Below are 19,621 nucleotides of genomic sequence, written 5' to 3'. Positions count from 1 at the left end.
GGAATATTCATTGTTACTTGATCAGGGCTAAACACACTCTGCACACAAAAATTGTGGATAAAATATCAGCACTTAATAACGGGGATATCAGGCCACCTAGTGGTATAGCGCGGAGATAAAAACTCTCTGCGCATTTCCCAGCTTTTAGTTTGCAGCTCAGAGCCAATTCGCGCAGCGGTAGAGCCGTATCTATTGTTTATTTCGTCCATGCACTTCATCAGCTCCGGCTTATCTTGAGATTGATTAAACATGTCTGACTGCTGGAATACATCGTCTTCTAGCTCAATAGCACCTACGCCAGCTTTATAGTATCGAACACCAGGCTTATACAATTGACTAAAGGTACTCTCAACTGCATTAGCAAATACGGTTGCATCATTGGATGAAACGGGTAGCTCTTTAATGAAAGACTTTTTGAAATAGTCGTTCTCGTGCGGAGAACTGTGGGCAAATATCACAATACGTTTTGCCAATGAGTTTTGCTTCCTTAGCTTTTTGGTGACGATAGAACAATGACTAGCTAAGGAGGCTTTAAGGGAAAATGGATCAGTAATACGTTCGCCAAAGCTGCGGGTGCTATAAACTTCTTTTTTACGTTGCTTTACTTCGTCCCAAGACAGGCATTCCTCACCATTTAACTCTGTAATAGTGCGCTCGAGCACAACGCTAAATTGTTGCCTCATGAGCCTCGGGTTTTGCTTTGCTAAGTCGAGCGCTGTTTCGACGCCGAATAGCTTGAGTTTCTTAGTTAGCCTGCGTCCAATGCCCCACACATCACCAACGCCCATTCTAGAAAGTATTTGCTTGCGGCTTTGTTCATTATCAATCACAGCAACACCTGTTGCACCAGGAAACTTTTTAGCTGCGTGGTTTGCTGCTTTGGCTAAAGTCGGAGTAGGGCCAAAGCCAACCCCGACAGGCAATTTAGTTTTGCGCCATACTGAGCGGCGTATTAAATGGCCATAGTCATACCAAGATGAAACTACACCACTATAGCCGTCGAACTTTAAAAATGACTCATCGATAGAGTAGATATAGTGATTGTCGCTAAACTGATTAATGACGTTCATCATTTTATCTGACAGGTCAGCATACAGTTCATAGTTAGACGACTTAATAACAACATTATTGTTTTGCAGAATGTCCTTTAATTTGAAGTAGGGTTCAAATTTTGGAATCCCCAACCTTCTAGCTTCGGGAGAGGCTGCAACGATACACCCATCATTGTTAGATAAAACGACAACGGGCTTTTTCCGTATGCTCGGATCAAATACTTTCTCAGCAGACGCATAAAACGATGTTGCATCTACTAGTGCATACATTTAGTTAATTCCGAGTTAGAGCGGTGCATACGCACTGAGCCAATGACGACACCTTCTAGCTGAAAATTGTCACACTCGCTGATCTTTACAGGTGAATATACAGGAGATGCAGAGCGTAATAGTCTGTTTTCAATATCTATAAGTTTGCATACAAACTCATTGTTAAAATTCGCAACTATCACGTCATTCTGTTGCGGTTGCACGGCTCTATCTACTAAAAGTAAATCGCCGTCGAATATTCCCACGCCTTGCATCGAGTCACCGGACGCCAAGCCAATGAACGTTGCATTTGGGTGTTGCACTAATAATTGATCTAAAGACAGTCCTAGTTCTCGGTATTCGGCTGCGGGAGACTCAAATCCTGTGATCCCAGCTTGTGCCTTTATGGGTATTACTTTCATACGTTACCTATACTGTTTATATATACAGTATAAATCTAGTAGATATAGTTTCGCAAGCGAGAAAAAAGATTAGCTAATTTTATGGAAAAGCAGGCGCAGCAAAGCACATCTGTAAATTAATAATACAAATGAAATACAAATATAATACAAATGGATTTTTGAAAAGGAGTAGTAGTTTTTACGTAAGTGATTGAATAGGGAGAGGAAAAGCTGGTCGGCATAGCAGGATTTGAACCTGCGACCCCTGACACCCCATGACAGTGCGCTACCAAGCTGCGCTATATGCCGACTTGGTTGTCACTATAATGATTTTATTTTAAAAGGCAATAACTAATTGGTTTGTTTGGACATTAATTCGTCATAACAGCTTAGATAGGGCGGGTTGGTAGTATTGGGTGCTTGAATTTTGTTATTGGGCGTAAATAGCGGTGTGTTAAAAAGGCGCAACTTTGCAGTTGCACCTAGTAGTTACTTTAAAACTTGGTCACGAGCCACTTATCATTGCTGCTAAAGTACAAGGTGCGCACCTTGCCTTTGCCTTCCACGTTGACCATATTTATCTGTGCAGGCCAAAGGTCTCGCAGTGAGCCGTTATACATTTTTAAGCCTTGTGCTTGTTGGGGTAGGGTTGTTTCTTGATAAACCCAAAAAAACTTACCCTCAACTTCAAAACCTACATTGGTTAATTCGACTGACTGGTCATTCAGCGCTTTCAACTGAAAATGCTTCGCGACGTAATCTGCAAATTGTTGTTGGGTTGCTTTTGAATTAAGGATATCGGCTTTTTTATCAAATAAAGACTGGACCGCATGCTCAGTATCGTGCAGATAAAAGCGGTGCATGATCTCTAATTGGCCTGAGTTCTTATTGAATAAAACTGTGGTTTCAGCTGCTTTTTGTTGATGTGCAAAAACCACCGCGCTGAGCAGTAAAGCCAATGTAATAATGAAAGTTTTTAGGTAGTTAGTCATTACTTACTTCCTTTTTATCACTTTTAAGCTCTGTTTTGATATCTTGCATGATATCGCGCTTGACCTTGTCTTTACTCTTGGCTTTTTTATACGCTTCAACACGAGATGGGATGATACTGCGTGGGTAGTGGTTGTTTTCTACATCCACATCGGCCGTTTCCCAACCAGGGTCGACAACCACGTTGGTCAGTACTTTATCTTTGTCGGTGACGATTAGTTTGCGAACGTGTTTAGGGGTTCTGCGCCAGATTTCAGCAGGGATATATTGGCTCTCTTTACTGCCATCTTCATAGGTTAACTCGAGCAAAATCGGCATCACTAAACCGCCAATATTCGAAAACTCCAGTACATAATAATTTTTGTCTTCTTCTAGTGCGCGAGCAAGTGTTTTACGCTCCCAAGGCTTAAGAGATTCCAAGAACTCTTTGTACTCGTTACGCTCTTTATTGGTGACGGTGAATCTGTCATTGTCATCATAAAAGTCTTTAATATCTGGGTTGAGCTCTACCCACAACTTTTTGCCTTCCGCTTTGTTGCGTTCAACAAATAATGAAGAAGGCTTATCTTGCTCAAACTGACGCTGACGCGAAAAATCGATGTCAGGATCATAAGTGTCTAAGCGCATCTGATAAACTTTATCGATGGAGATATCAACTTGATCGGTCGAGTAGAACCAACCGCGCCAGAACCAGTCTAGGTCAACTCCTGAAGCTTCTTCCATGGTACGGAAAAAGTCAGACGGGGTAGGGCGTTTAAATCGCCACCGCTCTGAGAATTCTTTAAATGCAAAATCAAACAGTTCTCGGCCTAGGATCACTTCACGCAAAATGTTCAATGCGGCAGCGGGCTTAGTGTAGGCATTAGGGCCTAAATTCAAGACACTGTCAGATTGCGTCATGATCGGTACCTGATTTTCAGATTTCATGTAGCCGACAATGTCTCTTGGCTCAACACCCCAAGGAATGTTTGGATCCCATTCGCGCCCTGCTACGCCATCTAAAAAGCTGTTTAAGCCCTCATCCATCCATGTCCACTGGCGCTCATCAGAGTTAACTATCATCGGAAAGTAAATATGCCCGATCTCATGGAGCACCACGCCAATTAAAAAGCGTTTTTCTGCTTGAGAATAGGTACGTGTACCATCATCTTGCAGCTCGGTGCGTGGACCATTGAAAGTGATCATGGGATATTCCATGCCGCCGACAGGGCCATTGACTGATTGTGCAGTTGGGTAAGGGTAATCGAAAGAAAAGCGTGAATAGACTTCCATGGTGTGGATCACAGACTCAGTTGAGTACTTCTTCCACAGGTCGCCGCCTTCTTTGGGATAGAATGACATGGCCATAACCACAGGCATCTCTTCACCGCCTTGCTGGTAGCCGCGTGCATCCCACATGAACTTACGCGATGACGCCCATGCGAAGTCACGGACGTTTTCTGCTTTAAACTTCCAAGTTTTACGCTTGTTTGTGCCCGCTTTTTCGTTTTCAAGCGCTTCTTCTTCGGTAACGATAAAGACTGGGCGTTTGGCCGTTTTGGCAGCTTTTAATCGATTACGCTGGGTTTTGCTTAACACGTCTTTTGGGTTGGTTAATACACCCGTGGCACTGACAATATGGTCGGCAGGCACATCGATTTCAACTTCATAATCGCCGAACTCTAACGTGAATTCACCACGGCCTAAAAACTCTTTGTTAGTCCATGCTTCATAGTCTGTGTAAGCATGGAGTCTTGGGAACCACTGTGCTAACAAGAATATATCGTTACCGCCTGGACGCGGATCATCAGCAAAGTGCTCATATCCTGAGCGGGCAGATACAGCGTCTTCTTCTACGATGTTAAATGCAAAATCAATGGCAAATTTAACCGAGTCACCTGATTTAAGTGGCTTAGGTAAGTCTATTCGCATTTGTGTGCCGACGATGGTAAAGCTGAGTTTCTTGCCACGATGATCCGTGACTGCGCTTATTTCATAGCCCAGTTCATTGTCCATCATAAACTGTTGGCGTCTGAGCTCACCTAAGCTGATTTTTGCTGGCTTATTTTCATCACCGTGCTTGGTGTAAGGGCCTCGGCGACCAACGCCACCAAAGTTATTTGCCATATTGGCAATGGAGTCATCTTTAAAGATATTCTGATCGAGTTGCACCCAAAGGTACTTTAAACGATAAGGGGAGTTGTTGTGGTAGGTGATTTTTTCATGACCTGTCAATCGACGTTTTTGCTCATCAAGTGAGACCTTGATCTTATAATCTACCTTTTGTTGCCAGTATTGTTGTCCTGGCTCCCCCGCAGCATTGCGATACACGTTTGGTGTTGGCAACACTTCGTCTAATTGTCGGAACCTGTCTTCAAAGTTCCCTTTCGTTTGATTTATTGCGGATGCATTGGTAACGCTTGAAAATACCAGCGTTGCAAATGCGGCAATGAGTATTGATGTGTTTGTTTTCATTTTATTTTCTTTCTTTGATTCGCTTATTAAAGCTGTTTTACAGCTGGTTTTTATGGATACTTTTAACCCCTCCTTTGTTTAAAGTTTTGTTGACAATAATCTAATAAATTATTGTCACTAAGTGTTTATTGATGGGCTACTAAACACGTAAGCAGAGTAGCTTCAAGGTCTGGATTTAGGTTTTCACCAATGATCTCAATGCGGCTTTCAATACATTCGTCTAATTCTATTTCTGTCGTGCCATCGGCTGTTTTGTTGTAGCCAAAAATGCCATCCATGGTGATAAACACCGCCTTTAAACGCTCTGCGTCGACACTTGTGACAAATACCCTCAGCTTCTCGCGGTCAAATACTTGATCAGGGGCGAAACGCCAGCCCACACTAACAAAGCCCTCTCCTTCATTTTGAGCTTTTAGGAAGCCATCTTCAGGGAAAGGTTCTGCGTTAATGTCTCTTGCTGGATCGGCATCATGGTGATGGTGGTGATGACAAGGTGGTTTAGCGTTATTGATGGTTTTGCCGCTAAGCCAATGGGGGTTGAGTTGCCCGTGTGAGCAAAATTCTAATTGCTTACTCTCAAAGCCCTTTTCAGTCAAAAATAGCTTAAGCTGCGCTTTTTGAGTGTCTTGATATAAATCTAATTTATTACCGACAACGACATCAGCGATGGCGATTTGCTGATTAAATGTAGCATGCTCTGTGTAGCGGGTATCTGTAAGATTGCGTGCATCGACTAGGGTGATGACTTTTTCAAGGCTAAGCAGCTGCTGGTAATATTGATTTGATAATAATTGCAGCACTTCTAAGGGGTGACCAAGTCCTGTGGGTTCAATGAGTAAGCGATGCGGCTTAGCTTCATTGAGTAGTTGATTGAGCGCAATTTGCATTGGCAAACCTGATGCGCAGCACATACAGCCACCGGGTACTTCTCGAATATATACTTGTTCGTCTTGTTTGCCGCTGAGTAAATTACCATCAATGCCAATCTCACCGAACTCATTGACCAAGATAGCCCATCTTTCATCCTCAGGCTTTTGCGCAAGAAGGTGCTTAATTGCTGAGGTTTTACCTACCCCTAAAAAGCCGGTGATGATGTTAGTTGGTATAGCCGAGATCGGCTGATTATCACTTTGCATTACATACTCCAATTTTTCACACTTGTGTGACGGTTGCCGCGCATTATATTTGAAATGTTATACTATAACAATTGTTGTCTTTCTAAGAATGGTGTTCATCCTGTTGTTAATAGGCTCTTAATATAAGTTAGTGGATTTAATGGCTTTGAATGGCAAGGAGAACAAAAAAAGCGGCAGATTAACTGCCGCTTTTTTAGGTAAAGGTGAGTGGTAATTTACTTGCGCCAAATACCTTTAGGAAGCGTTTTTGCTATTTCAGGTCGACTGCTTGGGTCAAACTTAGGTGTTTTACCTTCTTTAAGCTGGGCTTTGTAGTCTTTTGCAAGCCAGATCACAATACCCGACAACATGAATAACGCAGCAACGTTCACAATGGCCATCATACCCATTGAGATGTCAGCCAGCGTCCAAATAAGGCCAAGTTCGCCAACAGCACCAAACATCACCATGCCTAGTACACACAGACGGAATACCATCATGGCTGTTTTGTTTTCCTGCAAGAACATCAGGTTAGTCTCAGCGTAGCTGTAATTCGCTACAATTGATGTGAATGCGAAGAAGAAAATAGCAACGGCAATGAAGATTGCACCCCATTGACCAACGTGCTCTACAAGCGCTGCCTGTGTTAATGCAATACCGGTAACACCTGAGTCAGGCACCAGCTGGTTTGATAGCAAAACAAGGGCTGCAGTTGCACTACAGATCACAATGGTATCAACAAATACACCAAGCATTTGCACGTAGCCCTGAGATGCTGGGTGATTTGGGTTTGGTGTTGCACTTGCAGCAGCATTTGCCGCACTACCCATACCGGCTTCGTTAGAGAACAAGCCGCGTTTAATACCTTGGATCATCGCCTGCATAACGGCATAGCCTACAGCACCGCCAGCTGCTTGCTCTAAACCGAATGCGCTGTTAATAACCTGCATGAATACATCTGGTAGTAGCTCAAAGTTGCTAAAACACACGTACAGTGCAACTAACAGATAAGCTAATGCCATGAATGGTACAACGAGCTCTGCAAAGCGTGCGATGGTTTTCAGACCACCAAAAATGATGAACGCAGAGCCAATAACAAGCACAATGCCCATTACATATTTAGGTACATCAAATGCCACTTCAAATGCTGCGGCAATGGAATTTGATTGTACTGCATTGAATACTAGGCCAAAAGCAAGGATAAGACAGAGTGAGAATAATATTCCCATCCAGCGCTTGTTCAAACCATACTGCATGTAATAAGCAGGTCCGCCTCGGTAGTTACCGTCTTCATCTTTCACTTTATAAAGCTGAGCGAGAGCGCTTTCTGCGAAACTGGTAGCCATACCGATTAAGGCGATAAGCCACATCCAGAAAATAGCACCTGCACCACCTAAATAAAGGGCTACCGCCACACCGGCCATATTACCAGTGCCTACACGTGCTGCGAGTGAGGTACAAAATGCCTGAAATGAAGAGATACCTTCACCTGCGCCGCTTCGGCTATTGGCCATGACTTTGACCATATGCGGGAATTGAGCAAATTGAATAAATCCAAGTCGGATTGTAAAGAAAACACCGGCTGCGATCAGGAGGTATATAAGAATATGTCCCCACAACAGGCCGCTGATTTGATTAAAAAACTCAGCCATCGGATATCCTTTAATTTAAGGTAACGAATAATTTTGAGCGCGTAACTTACCACAACTTGGCATCTATACGAAATTACTGCGTCGAATTCAATTGTACAGTATTGTTTGCATAGCCTGTGTTTACATCGCTGAGGCGTCAATTCATCTTAAGAAATTATGCTTTGCCAAGAAAGGTTGTCTAAATCAGGTAAAAAGTTTAGAGACTGTAATTTATCGTGCCAATTCATTACTAAATAAGAGATATCATCAAAGTAAGGCATTGCAAAATATAGGCACACAGCTGTTACCCCAAGTTGAGATATAGAAGTTAAAGGGTATCTTAAATCAATGAGTTTCATTGCTGTGCCAAAGGAAGCTTTGAGCTCTTTATTGTCTATATCGACGCTGTAACACTCATCTAGGATTAAATGTGTCATTGCACCGACAAACACAAATAAGCAGCAAAGTGCAGTGATGTGCAAGCTCATGCCAAGCAAAATGGTGCCATGAAATGTGAGTAAGCAGAACATAATGACCGCCGAGATAGAGTGTAACGTGGCGCGATGCACTGTAAAATGCTCAAAAACTGGCTTAATCACATACATAAAGCCCGCATAGATAAGTGCGCCTATGAGCCAAGTCTCGATGACAGAGTTAAATTGATAATTCAGCAGTAAAATACCCGCGACCAGAATGGCAAAAATACTAAACAGACTATTGAGAGATTTGGACTTATCTGAGTCAAGATCAGGTAATAACCCAGCTAATGCGCCAACGATGAACAATCCAAGCGCTTGAAAGCCATTTACTTCCGCGATGCTCAATAGCAATGAACTGAAAGTTGCACTGACAATGGTGGACGCTTTTAAATGTGTAGAGAAATTCGCCATAGTACTTCCAAGTAGCTGAATAAATTAAATAATGCTGGATTAATACACTTGGCTGCTAGTGTACATGAAAAACCAAGGCGCGCACATTGCAACATGTTTCGCTGGCTATATATGGAGAATAAGCGCAGCTGTAATAAGGTGTAATGTTCTTTATTTAACCAGTTGGCTAGTTTTAGACGGTTAACACAATAAATGTGGAATGTTTTGTCGAGCTATCTTTGCTCGGCTTAGGAGTGATCACTTTATGCACTTTCTTAATCCCATGCTGCAAAATCACCCAATGGAAAGCGCGTTTATTCAAACTTGGCTTAATCGGCTGGCAGATAAATATAGCTCCAACTTATTTTCAAACTTCAGCAGTGATTCGGTCAGTGCGAATTCTGAAATGTTTATTGATGTGTACGATAGCCTTTATGAAGGCGCGATTTACCGAGACTTCTTACATTCAGACTCAAAAGTGCAGGCGTTATCAATTTGCAATGGCCAACTACTCAACATAGGTACATTTGACGCGGTCTATCAGGATGCAAAAAGGCGTCCAGCCATGCTAAGGATTCATAGTCTGCAAGGGGGAGAAGTGATTACTCCAAGTTGTGTCACTGTACATAGCTACCTTGTTGAGGCCGCTTTGTGTCGTGGCTATGCAGACATTGGCTTATTTGGTTTATGTGGCAGTGCTAAACGTGTGATGCACGATTACAATTTATCCTATTTGTTTAATACAATGGATTACTTGAACAGTAGCTTGGATAAAGGTGATTGTTTATTTTGCTTTGGGTTAGACCCCTACTTACTAAACTGGGGCAAACCACTGTGTGCCTTAAATGTGGATGCACTGGATGAGTTGGCCTTGGAGCGTCCAGTTTGCATTGTAAGTAATAACTTTTCTATGGCGTTTGTTAATAGTGCACTGTTAGAAAAAATTGAACAAAGTGCCATTGGCAGATCGCCTGCGTTTAGTGGATTTATCGAGTCGATTAAGGCTTTGGGCTATGTTGATGCAGAAGGTATGTCTATTTTGCCTTGGGCGTTTAGTGATAAGGAGCTATTGGGTCAGCTAGGTACGCTCCCTAGTACATTTAATACGATTGTAGATCAGGGTAAAAAGCGTGGGATCAGTTATTTTGAGGTAGCTTTGCAAAGCCACTTTGTAGAACTATTGTTTGATAATCTTACTCAAAGTACTTCGGACAAACATCGTTTTTCTACTTATTACACCTATCAAACCCACATTGACGACCTTGCACGGGTTGATCACTGCGAGGTGATGAAAACATCTCAATTAGAGCGCCTTGATGAAAAGGTGTCAGTTGCCATTACTATTGGCCGATTGGCGACATGTGGATATAAGTGGGTTCATGAGTATCATTATGACGAGTTATTTGTGCCTTGTAATCGCATTTTACACAACGGCAGTAATTTATGTTTGCACAGTGATTTTCCACGAGAGCCTTTGTGTCCGTTAAGGTTAGCTGAAATTGCCACCGAACGTGATATTGAAGCGATGCCTGAAAACTACTCTTGCGATGAGCGTACATTAGATTCAGGACAATGCCTAACTCGTTTACACGCATTGGCAGCGATCACACATGGAGCAGCACGCCATGCAAAAGTCCCCAGTTTTAACCAAATTGGTGGTGCAGCGCATTATATGAAGCTAGATCATGACCCGCTTATCGACAATACGCGTTGGCGAGATATAAAAGCAGTTTTACTGTAAATATAAATTTAAAGTGTATATACAGGAAACATTTAGAAACGATTTGTATCTAATTCGTGACGGATCTTAAATTAAAAAGCTGCTTTAATCAGTAGGTGTAATGGAGTGTAATAATTTCATATGTCACAATAAAGTTAAGTTTCAGCATTAGGGCACTGGCATGATCGCAACTATATTTAAATCATTATTTTTTAAAGCGTTGAAAAATGAAGCGAGTAGAAAAATTGCTAAGTCAGTCGTAGAAGGCGCGGTTGATAAAGGCGTTGATTATTTAAAGACTCGTGGACAAGTACATATTCCTTCCCATGATGAGGCACAAACGCTAGGCCTAATTACAGGGTTAAATAACTTAGCAAGCAAAAATTTACCAGATGGCGAGTACCCATTAAGATTGGAAAAGCAAACAGTTTTAGTGACCATGCGCAATCAAGGCGTGGTGAATATTCAATATGTAAATAAAAATACCTCTGACTAAGCTCTCTAAAACGATTACAGCTGAATGGCTGCTTTGCCTCTTTGGAAAATTGTGTCCTAACATTCCATAACTATTTGTCTTTACTTGCTTTACCTTGATTTTAAGTGTTGAAGCAATGTCATTCCAACAGGAATAATCCAGTATTTCAAATATCAAGATAACGAATTTATCCTGCTATTTATGAAATAATATTATATAAAATATATTGTATGCAATATTGCTGTTATGTTAAAAAAGTGTGCCCAGTTAGAGGGTTTGGATACACATTTTAAAAGGTAATATTATGAAAATACAATCACTTGCTATAGCGTTGCCGTTGGTGGCGTGTAGTTTACAGTCTTTTGCTCACCAAGTTAATGAGCGAGCTTTTAAACCATTGCAAACATCTCAGCCGCATCAACTAAATCACGGCGATGAGCATGGTCAATTTGTGCATGACAACGCGCCAACAGCACAAAATACCTTGCTCAAACACACAGAGAGTGTTCTTAATTCTGCCCTTATGACAATGAAGACACAGGCTGCTGTCGTACAGTGTGACATTAATTTGTTGGCGCAAGCGAATGATGCGAGCATTGCTGATCTGGTTGTGCAGCAAGGCGCAAGTTGTGTTAATGAATTATTTAGTGCATCGAGTAACCTGCAAACATCCGTATTTACCACAGAAAAAATGCGTGCAGCAGCAATTCGTGCAAAGTCATTGGCGACGAGTTATGACGGCAATGGCAGTGCGGCTTTAGAGGCCTTATTTCTATTTATCCGTGCAGGTTATTATGTGGAGTTTTACAATGACTCGGTGAGCTTTGGTTCGAGCCTAAAACCTGAGGTACGTGCCGCCATAGACGAGTTTGTAAAAAGTCCGCATTTTTACACCAATTCAGATGCCCATGGTAAGGTGTTGAAAGAAGTCATCACGTCAATGGACTCTTCCGAAATGCAAGATGTCTATTTGCCAGTTGTTAAAGCATGGCTATCAAAGTGGCAGCAGTCTTACGCGGATAAATGGTATATGCGCAGTGCGGTAAATGGCATTTTTACCATACTGTATCGCGGTCAGTGGAATGCGGAGTTTGTAGCTAAAGTACAATCAGACAGTGAACTGGTGAACATGCTTGCTGAATTTACAAAACAAAACTGGATGATTGGCTCAGATGCCGAATACTTGATAATCAACTCTGCCAGTGAGTTAGCGAGATTAAAAACCTATAAAAATGCCCCAATTCAGCCGACGGTTGATACGGCGTTGAAAGACTTATTTAGCCGCTTTGAAAGCTTTGGTTATGGAGATGGGATCTGGCTCGCTGCGGCAGATGTGGCAACGTATTACGCTGATTGCGACACCTTTGGCATTTGTAATTTTGAACAAACACTGACACAAAAGGCATTGTCTCAAACACATCAATGCAGCCCAACAATTCGGATCCGTTCACAAAATATGACTGCGCAGCAGCACCTCGCGGCGTGTCAGACAATGGCGCTTGAAGAGACGCGTTTTCATCAAATGCTGGCAACCAACCAAACCCCCGTGGCAGATGACAACAATACCATGTTACAGGTGAATATTTTTGATAGTAGCAGTGACTATGGAAAATATGCTAAAGCGATTTTTAAGATTGATACCAATAATGGCGGTATGTATTTGGAGGGTGACCCCAGTAAAGTTGGTAATCAGGCTAATTTTATTGCCTATGAGGCAAGCTATGCCAAAGCGGACCACTTTGTTTGGAACCTAGAGCACGAATATGTACATTACCTAGATGGCCGATTTGATTTGTATGGAGATTTTAATGCGCCAACTGAAGCGATTGTTTGGTGGAGCGAAGGGGTTGCCGAGTATGTTGCTAACTTAAATGACAACCAAGCAGCTATAGATACGATAAAAGATGGTAGTACGTATCGTTTGAATGAGATATTTGCGACGACGTATGCGGGCTTTGATCAAGACCGAATTTACCGTTGGGGTTACTTGGCAGTACGCTTTATGTTTGAACGTCACTTTGAAGAGTTGAAAGTCATGCTTACCCATACTAGAGAAGGAAACTGGTCGGGATATAAGACAACAGTCGATGATTGGGCACAGCGCTATGATCAGGAGTTTACGCAATGGACATTAGCACTTGCAGGAAGTGACGGTAATAAAGCGCCCCTTGCATCTATCAATGGGCCCTACTCAGGCACGATTGGTAATGACATCCAGTTTAGCAGTCAAGGTAGTTCAGATCCTGAAGGGCAAGCACTGACTTATTTATGGCAATTTGGTGACGGTGCGCAAAGTACCAGTGCAAACCCGACTCATATCTACAGTGCGCAGGGGACCTATACAGTTTCGCTAACCGTAAGCGACCCGCAAGGTGCGCAAGCCAATGTATCGACTTCGGTAGAAGTATCAGAAACGGCCAATAACGTGGTGACACTGCTTAAAGGGCAGTCTGTCACAGTGGCAGCTGAGCAAGATGCATTTAAGTACTTCAGACTCACTCTACCGGCTGGCGCCACTGATTTAGTGATCGCGACGTCAGGTGGTACAGGCGATGCCGACCTGTATGTTAAACAGGGACAATTACCGACACTGGATAGTTATGATTGTCGTCCGTATGTTGGCGGCAACGCCGAAAGGTGTGATATCGCGCAGCCATTAATAGGTGACTACTTTATTATGTTGCGCGGATATAACCGCTTTGACAATGTAACCTTGGTTGCTGACTTTACACCGCCAGCTTCTACTTTACCGGATCTGTGTGTTACACAAGGTGGTTTGTCTGGCGGCAGGTTAAGCGCGGGCACGCCTGTTTGTTTGGCAGCGAGTCAAGCACCTATGTGGTTTAGCCTAGAGAATGTGCAAGAGCAGGGCAGTATTAGTATTCAAACAGCTCATGGCAGTGGTGACTTAACTTTAGAATACAGTAACCAAGGCTGGCCCAATGACACCAATGTTGAGGCTCGCTCTTCATTAGAAGGAAACACCGAGTGTATTAATCTGACCGGACAAAGCCAATATTGGGGTTACCTTAAAGTATCTGGTATACACCAAGGGGCGACGGTGCTAGTTCGATACAATGAAGGCTATTGCAACTAACTTTGTTGTCTAAAACTTGATGACTAAACAGCGACAGGATAAATTATAACTAAAGCTGTTTAGTCATTGTCAGGGTGTATGTTGCTAAAGTTATTTGTACTGGGTGTCTTTGCCCTTTTATCAATGAGTGTGAAAAGTGAGCAGCTAGAACGATTAAGCTTGTTTACTTACCATAACAAACCGCCTTATATCGAGAGCTTGGCGGATAAAAAGGGCTTGTACTTTGACATTGTCAATCTGTTAAACGAGTTTCAGCCTAAGCTGCAATATGAGCTGGTGTTTATGAGCAAAGAGCAGATCCGGCAGCAACTTGAGCGGAATACGTTAGCAGGTGCTGTATTGGGCGTGAATCCTTTATGGTTTGACGACGTTGAACAGCAGAAGTTTGTCTGGAGTGATCCGCTTTTTTATGACACAGATGAATTTGTCTCCAGCATAAAAAAGCCGTTTGACTATCAAAGCCAAGCGTCGCTGCATGGAAAAAAATATGGCGGCGTCGAAGGCTATTATTACCCCAAATTGGCAGAAGCTGAGCGAAGAGAGAAGCTGACAAGGGTGGATGCTAAGAGTGAGAAAGAGTTACTTGAGCTGATTTTACAGCAAAAGCTCGATTTTGCCGTGGTAAGCCGACCCACCTTCTTTTACTTTGCTAAGAAGAACGGCTGGTGGACCAGCTTGTCTTTGTCACATCAATCCCATCAAAAATATTATCGGGCGATACTGATCCCAAAAGATAATAAGTACCTGTTTGGACCTTTACAAAAGACAACGGGATCGCTTCCATTTAAAAAATACATGAAGGAATTAGTGAGCTCGTATCACATTCCTGATTAAAAAAGCAGATTAAAAAAAGCGGACTAAACATCCGCTTTTATTAAGTTGCTTACCAAGACCCTGTGTTTGGCATAGATAACCAAGGCTCTTGCGGCTCTAGTGGTTTGTCTTTTTGCAGTAGTTCAATTGAAATACCGTCAGGTGATTTGATAAACGCCATGTGTCCGCATCTTGGTGGGCGATTTATTGTCACACCGGCTTGTTGAATTTTGTCACATAGTGCGTAAATGTCGTCCACAGCAAATGCTAAGTGGCCAAAATTTCTGCCGCCTGTGTACTCTTCAGTATCCCAGTTATAGGTGAGTTCAATCGTAGGTGAAAAAGTGTCTTGTGCCTGTTCTAATTGGCCCGGTGCAGCCAAAAAAACAAGTGTAAAGCGACCTTTTTCGCTTTCCTTTCGCTTAATTTCAACCAGTCCTAGTAGGTCACAATAAAATTTAAGTGATGCGTCTAAGTCTTTTACGCGCACCATGGTATGTAAAAAGTTCATAACTTGCCCCTTGTGAATATGCCCAACATAATATGGGCAAACGCTGACTTCGCAAGGGGCAATCGACGTATAGCTTAATATTCTGCGCTTAAAGTCACGCCGCTATAGGTTTCATAAGCTCTAACACCAAGGTGCCATGTGCCCGCAGTTGGGTTGGTGATGGTGCATGTTTCAGTGTTGCCATTTTCATAAGGGCGACAATCATACGATGAGGTTGTCGGCTGGCTGCCTGAGCGAATATAAAGGTCAGCATCACCAGTGCCACCACTTATTTTTACCGTTAATTTAGCTTTGCCAGCAGGCACTTCAAAGGTTTTATAAGTCCAGTTTGACTTGCTTGCCGACAGGCCTGTCCATTGTTGTTTATTACCTGGATCGGCAACTGTACTGAATGAGCCAACCAGTGAAACACCGCTGTAAGTTGCATAGCCATTTAGCATGACATAGTAGGTACCCGCTTGAATATTTGTGATAGAGCACGACTCATTATTACCATCTTTGTATGGGCGGCAATCGTAGCTGGATGTTGTTGGCTCTGAACCAAACTTCACGTACATATCTACATCACCTGTACCACCGCTTGAAGTAAACGATAGCTGATTAGTGTTGGCAGGTACTTCCATGGTGTAAATGGTTTTGCTGCCTTTTGCGCCAGTTAAACCTGTCGCTGGTACGTCATTTTCAAGAACATTCGGGTTTGGTAAGTCAGGCGTATCAATAATTGAACGGCCAGATGTGCTTTGTACAAGTGGTAGCACATCACCTAAACCGCTTGCGTACCACCAGTTTACATTGCCCGGTAATGCAAGTGGGTCTGCTGCACGCTGCTCACGAGATAGGGTATTAGTTGAAGATGAAAACTGCGCCGTTCTTACCTCAAGTTTATTGGGTGTTACAGAAAGCACCTTAAACTGTTGGATACTAGCTAAATCAATGGTCCAAGATTTAGGGTCATTTGCTGAACGTGCTGGCGCCCCCCAACTGCCTTCACCTACGTATACAGTTCCACCAGTGGTGGTTTTAGCAAAGTTGCTACCGGAAGGTTTGAGCGCTTCAGTGATTTTATTAATATGTGTGTCGGACTCAACTACCAAGTTCATGCTATGGTCGTAAAAGTTATTAGCCCACCACGTATGCAAGATTGTATTGTCAGACTTGCCAGAGTAGTGAGGATACATAGGTTTATGGTACTGAGCTACGCGCCATTTCGCGCTGTTACCTTGACTCTGTAAGTCTTGCTTTAGCCAGTTATTCATCGCTATTGCGTAGCTTGACCAGCCGCTGTTTTTATATTGACTATTTAGCGTATAGACACGAAGCAAGTTAGACACGTTGAAAGCGCCGTAGGTATCAGCACTGGTGCATTGACCATCATTGTTATAATCAACCCCAAACACTTGGCACAGGGTTTTATAGTTATCATCTTCATGGTTGCCATGCGTAGCGACAAATGGATACACACGTTTATAGTTTTGTCCGCCGATCAGGTCGCTTGAAAAGGTCAGCTGCCAATCTTTAAGATATTCCTTCATCTCAGAGGCTGAGTTGGCATTGGTATAATCCCCACCATGCATGATAAACAAAGGTCTGATTTTGGCGACCATTTGGTTGCCTGAACGACGTGTGGTCCAGCCTGTACGGGTATCACCACCTGCGATGGCAACAAAGCCTGTTGTTGTCGATGTTGGTGCCGTTTTAAACCATAAATGCTGACCACATCCAGTGCTATCACACACTCGGTAGTAAATCGCTGAGTCAGCAGGCAGTCCGGTTAGTTTTACAAATTGGTTGCTTAGGCTGCCTGCAAAAGTGTGGCTTGCGGTCACTGCTTTTGTTGTCCAGCTAGACTCGTCTGTACTGGTACCATATTTGACGACGTGATTTGAACCACCTGCTGGTGTGAAGCCGATAGTTGCTTGACTGCTTGGGTTGCCATCCCAAACTATGCGGTGATAATCACTCCCTGCATAGCAGCTTCCTGCCATGATTAATGTTGAAGCGAGGCCAAAATGGAGGGCTCTCATAGTTTTCATTCCTGTTTCTGATGTGTATTTATTTCGCGACGACTTAACTGCGGTTGGATATTTGCCGTTGGTAGATCAGCTACCAACATCACAAATGCGGCATTTCGGTAGGGTAGTGTGTAACTTTTACCAAAATGAAAATTAATGGCGGTTGCACCTTGGCCGCCTTGACGATATTGCTTAGCCAAAGGCTGACTGTGCTCGGAGCTCCAATAATCTCCTTGTTTGATATGTATGAAAAAGTCATTGGCGATATGCGGCAATGCCGGAGATGTCGGCGCTTGAATGAGGCTTTTCAGTTCTTTGGCTGTGGGCAATCGCCACTTTGACACGCCACAAAGCCTTTGTTGATTGGTATGACGAATAAGATCATGGGTATCACAGCGGTTTGGCTCAAAATAACAATCGCCAAAGTTTTGCTTGCCTTTTTCGCCATCAAACCAAGAATAAGTCCAATAACCATCATGAATGCTTTCGTTGTCGGTTTTGACTTCCCACAAGATATGATTTTGCTTGTCGTGCACACATGCCCATGGACCTTGCCATGGAGAGAGCTTGCCACCATCTTGGGTTATCTTAGTGAAGCGTTTATGTTGGCTCAACTTAGGCTGAGCTTGCGGCAACAAACAAATACCGATGAAAGCTGCTAGGATCAGGGCTGATATAAATAGTCGCTGTATCACAGAGAATACCTCAGTTTTATTGCTTGAATATGGCGGGTGTGGGCAATTTGTGCGTGATCAAAAGCAGATACCCACATACATGTTCCTGTTTGCAGTGGTACATCATATTTGGAGTGGGTGTTGTGCTTGCGAACCAATTCCAAGGTCCAGCGCCCATCGTGCCACAGCCCTCGAGCCCGCACGTCAGCTCTGTCTCCTTCAAAACGGTTAGAACGATACAAAACTGAGGGTAAAAATGTACCTATTGGGTAGGTATCTTGCGCACTTTGGTAAGGGGTTGAACCGAACCAAGGTAACACTGCTTGGTGTGACTGCATTTTTTCAGGTAAGCGCTTAGGCGATATGCCTTTGGCGCTGTACCATTGCCAGTTCATGACATAAGCACCGCTCTCTTTTCCATCCGCCTGATAACCTGCAGAGTAACGACGTTTGCCTTTGAGGTGTTCGCTGGGCGGCCCGATAAAGTTATCATCAGCGAGGTACATGTCATTGGTTCGCACGGCTTTCCAATGCCATAAATCTCGAACCTTGCCATCTAAGCTGGCATGATACCCTTTGCCATGCCAATTTTTCGGCTTGTTCTTGAGAGGCTTATCACCGGAGTAATAAGTTTTATCACCAGCAGCTTCACACCCATCAGAAAGCATGACGGCAAACTTATCTTCATAGAATGTACGCTCATCGAACCGATAAAAGCCATTTTCTTGTACCTGCCAGCCAGTGGGGGTTTTTAATAGTGGTAAATGATTGGTGCTTTTTGAGTTGTCTTGCCAAGAAATAAGAAAGTAGCTTTCAAATTGATTTGCTAGTGCTTTAATTGAGACATCGGTACTGCCGTTTTCAAAGTTAGCTCCACCTATGGTGGTTACGGTAAATGTATCTGCATCTTGCCATTGAGGTTCAGTGCCTTGGCCATCAATTTCAATAAAAGTGGTATCGGCAATGGTGTGCACATCAAGCTGATGGCTGGCATTTAGAGTGAGAGTGTGAACAAACCCACCTAAGACAACTAAGCACAGCATAGCGCTGATATGTGCCATTTTGAGTCGTTTTGGCAATATTGCGGCAAATACCCCACGGCCTTTTTGCAAGATATAAACCCAAGCATGAAGAATAAAGTAACTGACCATTAGCCACATGGCGATTTGATGAATACTGCGCGCCTCGTGACTGTAAAAGTTTGCCCAAACAGCCCAACCAGATAAGATGACAAGGGAGATGCTGATATACCCTAAGTAGTTAATTAATTTATGATAAATAGATGGATAACTGCGAAAAGGTGCCCAAATAGTGTAACCAATAAAAACTGCCACGAGTAAGGTTAGTCCCACAGAAAAGCCAAGGTGCCAGCTATGTACTGCACCTTGTGGTATGAGCGCGGAGATAGGCGCCAACCAATCTTGGCTAATGATGGCGATTCTAAAGCCTGTTAACATGCTGCCGATAGTTATCACAATGGCAATCACATGTAAGACAATAAAAGTTTGTCTTTGCATAAAGGTTTTCATATTAATTATTATTTTTGTAAATATAGTGT

The 19,621-nt window shown here is 43.1% G+C and carries 15 protein-coding genes and 1 tRNA gene; 4 read left to right on the top strand and 12 right to left on the bottom strand.

Translation table 11 applies throughout. From position 1 onward, the window contains the following. Window positions 1-65 precede the first annotated feature (65 nt). The 8 genes from QNM16_RS21480 to QNM16_RS21445 all read right to left on the bottom strand — a co-directional run bounded on the left by QNM16_RS21480 (window position 66) and on the right by QNM16_RS21445 (window position 8,782). Entirely contained in the window at window positions 66-1,322 is a 1,257-nt protein-coding gene (locus tag QNM16_RS21480) for a Y-family DNA polymerase (protein ID WP_284022329.1), read from the bottom strand. Next, a complete protein-coding gene (locus QNM16_RS21475; protein WP_284022328.1) occupies window positions 1,310-1,723 on the bottom strand; it encodes a LexA family protein in 414 nt (137 codons plus the stop codon). Before QNM16_RS21475 ends, QNM16_RS21480 begins: the two co-directional genes overlap by 13 nt. Before the next feature lie 211 nt (window positions 1,724-1,934). Continuing rightward, window positions 1,935-2,011, bottom strand: a tRNA-Pro gene (locus QNM16_RS21470). A 185-nt stretch (window positions 2,012-2,196) separates the two neighbouring features. Next, window positions 2,197-2,694, bottom strand: a complete 498-nt coding sequence (locus QNM16_RS21465) for a DUF6702 family protein (protein WP_284022327.1) — start codon at window positions 2,692-2,694, stop codon at window positions 2,197-2,199. Next, complete coding sequence (locus QNM16_RS21460) at window positions 2,687-5,146, bottom strand: M1 family metallopeptidase (protein ID WP_284022326.1); 2,460 nt, start codon at window positions 5,144-5,146, stop codon at window positions 2,687-2,689. Before QNM16_RS21460 ends, QNM16_RS21465 begins: the two co-directional genes overlap by 8 nt. 125 nt (window positions 5,147-5,271) lie before the next feature. After that, window positions 5,272-6,282 carry a CobW family GTP-binding protein gene (locus tag QNM16_RS21455; protein ID WP_284022325.1) on the bottom strand — a complete coding sequence of 337 codons (1,011 nt, stop codon included), beginning with the start codon at window positions 6,280-6,282 and terminating at the stop codon, window positions 5,272-5,274. A 215-nt stretch (window positions 6,283-6,497) separates the two neighbouring features. Then, window positions 6,498-7,913 (bottom strand): alanine/glycine:cation symporter family protein, encoded by a 1,416-nt coding sequence (locus QNM16_RS21450; protein WP_039609348.1) that lies wholly within the window; start codon window positions 7,911-7,913, stop codon window positions 6,498-6,500. Between the two features lie 146 nt (window positions 7,914-8,059). Continuing rightward, entirely contained in the window at window positions 8,060-8,782 is a 723-nt protein-coding gene (locus QNM16_RS21445; protein ID WP_284022324.1) for a metal-dependent hydrolase, read from the bottom strand. Window positions 8,783-9,026: 244 nt separating this feature from the next. On the opposite strand from QNM16_RS21445, the gene QNM16_RS21440 reads away from it, so the two are divergent. The 4 genes from QNM16_RS21440 (at window position 9,027) to QNM16_RS21425 (ending at window position 14,887) form a co-directional block, all read left to right on the top strand. Then, a complete protein-coding gene (locus QNM16_RS21440) occupies window positions 9,027-10,502 on the top strand; it encodes an amidohydrolase family protein (RefSeq protein ID WP_284022323.1) in 1,476 nt (491 codons plus the stop codon). A 160-nt stretch (window positions 10,503-10,662) separates the two neighbouring features. After that, the gene (locus QNM16_RS21435; RefSeq protein ID WP_284022322.1) at window positions 10,663-10,977 is read left to right on the top strand and encodes a hypothetical protein; all 315 of its coding nucleotides are present in this window, start codon (window positions 10,663-10,665) and stop codon (window positions 10,975-10,977) included. A gap of 283 nt (window positions 10,978-11,260) precedes the next feature. Continuing rightward, window positions 11,261-14,053, top strand: a complete 2,793-nt coding sequence (locus QNM16_RS21430) for a collagenase (protein ID WP_284022321.1) — start codon at window positions 11,261-11,263, stop codon at window positions 14,051-14,053. A gap of 78 nt (window positions 14,054-14,131) precedes the next feature. Beyond that, complete coding sequence (locus tag QNM16_RS21425) at window positions 14,132-14,887, top strand: type 2 periplasmic-binding domain-containing protein (RefSeq protein WP_284022320.1); 756 nt, start codon at window positions 14,132-14,134, stop codon at window positions 14,885-14,887. Window positions 14,888-14,936: 49 nt separating this feature from the next. Here QNM16_RS21425 and gloA read toward each other — a convergent pair whose 3' ends face one another. From gloA to QNM16_RS21405, 4 genes are all read right to left on the bottom strand, one after another. Beyond that, window positions 14,937-15,377, bottom strand: coding sequence for a lactoylglutathione lyase (gene gloA, locus QNM16_RS21420; protein WP_284022319.1), 441 nt, complete (start codon window positions 15,375-15,377; stop codon window positions 14,937-14,939). A gap of 74 nt (window positions 15,378-15,451) precedes the next feature. Continuing rightward, entirely contained in the window at window positions 15,452-17,401 is a 1,950-nt protein-coding gene (locus QNM16_RS21415; protein ID WP_417710433.1) for a pre-peptidase C-terminal domain-containing protein, read from the bottom strand. A gap of 5 nt (window positions 17,402-17,406) precedes the next feature. Then, window positions 17,407-18,084: an Lcl C-terminal domain-containing protein gene (locus tag QNM16_RS21410; RefSeq protein WP_284022317.1), complete on the bottom strand. Its 678-nt coding sequence runs from the start codon at window positions 18,082-18,084 to the stop codon at window positions 17,407-17,409. Further along, the gene (locus tag QNM16_RS21405; RefSeq protein ID WP_284022316.1) at window positions 18,081-19,580 is read right to left on the bottom strand and encodes an ethylbenzene dehydrogenase-related protein; all 1,500 of its coding nucleotides are present in this window, start codon (window positions 19,578-19,580) and stop codon (window positions 18,081-18,083) included. Before QNM16_RS21405 ends, QNM16_RS21410 begins: the two co-directional genes overlap by 4 nt. Window positions 19,581-19,621 lie beyond the last annotated feature (41 nt).

The sequence above is a fragment of the Pseudoalteromonas umbrosa genome (assembly GCF_030125375.1).
In the GTDB taxonomy this organism is placed as follows: Bacteria; Pseudomonadota; Gammaproteobacteria; order Enterobacterales; family Alteromonadaceae; genus Pseudoalteromonas; species Pseudoalteromonas umbrosa.
The sequence above is the reverse complement of the archived record's forward strand: the minus strand, read 5'-3'. Positions and strand labels throughout refer to the sequence as shown.

Excerpts from the sequence above, each read along its gene's own strand:
- gloA (WP_284022319.1), bottom strand. The coding sequence starts at position 15,377 with ATGAACTTTTTACATACCATGGTGCGCGTAAAAGACTTAGACGCATCA.
- QNM16_RS21425 (WP_284022320.1), top strand. The coding sequence starts at position 14,132 with ATGTTGCTAAAGTTATTTGTACTGGGTGTCTTTGCCCTTTTATCAATG.
- QNM16_RS21430 (WP_284022321.1), top strand. The coding sequence starts at position 11,261 with ATGAAAATACAATCACTTGCTATAGCGTTGCCGTTGGTGGCGTGTAGT.
- QNM16_RS21460 (WP_284022326.1), bottom strand. The coding sequence starts at position 5,146 with ATGAAAACAAACACATCAATACTCATTGCCGCATTTGCAACGCTGGTA.
- QNM16_RS21405 (WP_284022316.1), bottom strand. The coding sequence starts at position 19,580 with ATGCAAAGACAAACTTTTATTGTCTTACATGTGATTGCCATTGTGATA.
- QNM16_RS21440 (WP_284022323.1), top strand. The coding sequence starts at position 9,027 with ATGCACTTTCTTAATCCCATGCTGCAAAATCACCCAATGGAAAGCGCG.
- QNM16_RS21435 (WP_284022322.1), top strand. The coding sequence starts at position 10,663 with ATGATCGCAACTATATTTAAATCATTATTTTTTAAAGCGTTGAAAAAT.
- QNM16_RS21445 (WP_284022324.1), bottom strand. The coding sequence starts at position 8,782 with ATGGCGAATTTCTCTACACATTTAAAAGCGTCCACCATTGTCAGTGCA.
- QNM16_RS21455 (WP_284022325.1), bottom strand. The coding sequence starts at position 6,282 with ATGCAAAGTGATAATCAGCCGATCTCGGCTATACCAACTAACATCATC.
- QNM16_RS21415 (WP_417710433.1), bottom strand. The coding sequence starts at position 17,401 with ATGAGAGCCCTCCATTTTGGCCTCGCTTCAACATTAATCATGGCAGGA.
- QNM16_RS21465 (WP_284022327.1), bottom strand. The coding sequence starts at position 2,694 with ATGACTAACTACCTAAAAACTTTCATTATTACATTGGCTTTACTGCTC.
- QNM16_RS21450 (WP_039609348.1), bottom strand. The coding sequence starts at position 7,913 with ATGGCTGAGTTTTTTAATCAAATCAGCGGCCTGTTGTGGGGACATATT.
- QNM16_RS21475 (WP_284022328.1), bottom strand. The coding sequence starts at position 1,723 with ATGAAAGTAATACCCATAAAGGCACAAGCTGGGATCACAGGATTTGAG.
- QNM16_RS21480 (WP_284022329.1), bottom strand. The coding sequence starts at position 1,322 with ATGTATGCACTAGTAGATGCAACATCGTTTTATGCGTCTGCTGAGAAA.